Source organism: Pseudomonadota bacterium, from assembly GCA_030859565.1.
Taxonomy (GTDB): domain Bacteria; phylum Pseudomonadota; class Gammaproteobacteria; order JACCXJ01; family JACCXJ01; genus USCg-Taylor.
Genome location: JALZJW010000277.1, coordinates 1 through 2,297 on the forward strand (window position 1 = coordinate 1; position 2,297 = coordinate 2,297).

General features: G+C 61.3%; 1 protein-coding gene. It reads left to right on the forward strand.

All coding sequences use genetic code 11. The annotated features are described in order from the left end of the window. The first annotated feature begins 269 nt into the window (after window positions 1-269). Window positions 270-422: a hypothetical protein gene (locus tag M3436_20715; GenBank protein ID MDQ3566389.1), complete on the forward strand. Its 153-nt coding sequence runs from the start codon at window positions 270-272 to the stop codon at window positions 420-422. Window positions 423-2,297 lie beyond the last annotated feature (1,875 nt).

Genomic DNA, 2,297 nt, shown 5'->3' on the forward strand with positions numbered 1-2,297 from the left:
TGCACCTTCAAGGTGATCCTCCCGAGCCGGGGTTTCAGGACTTCGCAACCCCAACAATCCCTGCTCAGCCGGACGTCACGGCGCCCCGACCTCGGTCGGGGCGCTCACCTTGCTGCAAGATCCGGGCACTAGCCCACGGAAGGCACGCCGTGCCGGGTGACAGCATATGGGTTGCCACGGGTCGTCGCGTCTTCCATGTTCGACGACGCGAGATCGAAAGTGGTCGCTTCAACCGGCTTTCGCACAACGGACCTCGAGCGCCACATAGCGTGAAGGTCACAGTCGACATCGGCGATGGGGGATGGGCATCTCGCTATGGCTATTTGCTGGGCACCGTAGGTGCGTGCCGTCCCAGTCACGTCGCCGCGACTCATCTTACCTTTCTCGTCAGCGTTCGACCGACCCCCGATGAGTACGGGTAGCCCTTCTCTGCGGGAATGCGGACTCTAAACTGCAGCGTGACCCCCGGACGATACACGCGCAGTCGATATCGACCAGTAAAACGGCCGCGGCTGCTCGTGCGTCTAGTCGCAAAGGTTTGCCAGGTTCCGCGCAAGACGCGTCCTTGCATCAGGACGAGCTTTCCTCCTCGAGGGAATGGTTTACTAGTTACGGTTCCGCGGTACCGTACGCTCACTCCGCTCAACGCGACTCTCAGTGTTGAGGCCGCCCTGACCCGCAGCTTTAGTGTCCGTGTCACCACGGTATTCGCGTTGTCCACCCTCGTCCGGAATTGAAACCGAACCGACCGGGACGGTCCGCGGCTTGAGACTCTGTAGCTGAACCTTCCATTGGAGCGTGTGGATACGTGAGCCGCTCTGATGGTCTTGCCACTGAGCAAGCGACGCTCGAGCACATGAATACGTCCGTTGCCGATCCCGTGGCCGCTTGAGTCGGTGAGCTGGCCTCGGATGGTTGCCGGACGACCGTATCGCGTAGTGGCTGTAGACCGGCGCGTGCTGACGAATTGCGCAACGAGCCGAGGGTTGCTGCTTGTCGTTCCGCCGTTGTCGACGACGACAGCGCCCGGAGCCTGTGTCGCGATGCGATTGCCAGCGGCGTCGGTCACCCTGAGCCTGAAGACGTGCGATCCATCCGGAACCAGGCGCGTGTTCAGCACGAGCTCGTCATTACGTCCAGCGGGACAGGCGTTCAAGTCCGCGTAGCGGCAGTGTCCAGCGAAGTTCTGTACGCCCACGACCGTATCGCCAAGCAAGCCCTCGACCTTCGCCACTCCCGACGCGTCGTCTCTCGCTGTATAGCTCACGCTTAGGGCACCGGATTGTGGTCCTGTCGAAGTCACTGTGCCACCCTTCAACTCAACGACCGGAGGAACGTCCTCCTCCAGAGTGAGCTCAACTCCTCTGATTTCGAGCGGACGTGGATGCGACGGATAGCAGTTACTAGGCGTACTTCCTGAGCAGGCCAGAACGATCTGGAATTTGCTCAAGTTTTGAGGCAGCAACGGACTTTCATATGGGGTGTTGAGCGTGTTTCCCCCGGGCTTGCCAAAGAGGTCAACGAGCTGTACGCCCCCGGTAGTCGTAGTGGTTTTGGTGACTACGAACATGGAGGAGCCGGTACCAGCTAACCGCGTGATCATCCACACGCGGGCTCGCCTAATAGTGATCGCGCTTCTTGGACCAGTGGATGGTCGCGCAATCAGCACCGAGGCCTCCGATACGCGCGTCATCAACCGCGTGTTCGGGAACATCAGTCCGAACCCGCCGCCTGCGCCACAGTCGTCAAAGGCAACGCTGTGGAGTGCGTACATCCACTGCCATGGCGCAACCTGTGAACGAGCAGAGCCAGGAACGTTGCACGACCGCATCACATACGTTCCGGCGAGGGCCTGTTCGCACCAAGCGAGCGAAAGTACCAATGCAGCAAAGCAGACGCTCATGGAGCGCCGTGTGGAAACAAGGTTAGTCATGCTGAACCTTCCTACCGGATGTCGGAGTTGCGGACCTTGTCACGGCCCAAACTCGTTTGCAGGTTTGGCGTTGGCGCCGAATTCCGGAGCTCTCGTCGATGAGGCAGATGGGGCGGCGGCGGCCGGTGTGCGTTCTTGGTTGGGCGGAGGCGCGATCTCTGTTCCGCCCACAGGCGCAAACTCCGTGGCTGGCTTAGCGTCGCCGCGGTGGGCCCGGGGACCGAACTCCGTGACGGGCCTTGCCGTTGGCCGGTCCGGTTGGCGGCGTACGCGCGCCACTGGCGTGGCTGATCGAATTGGGCGACGTCCTGTAGGTCGCTCTACATGCGTTCGGGCGCGGACTGAACTTTTATCGGTTCCATCG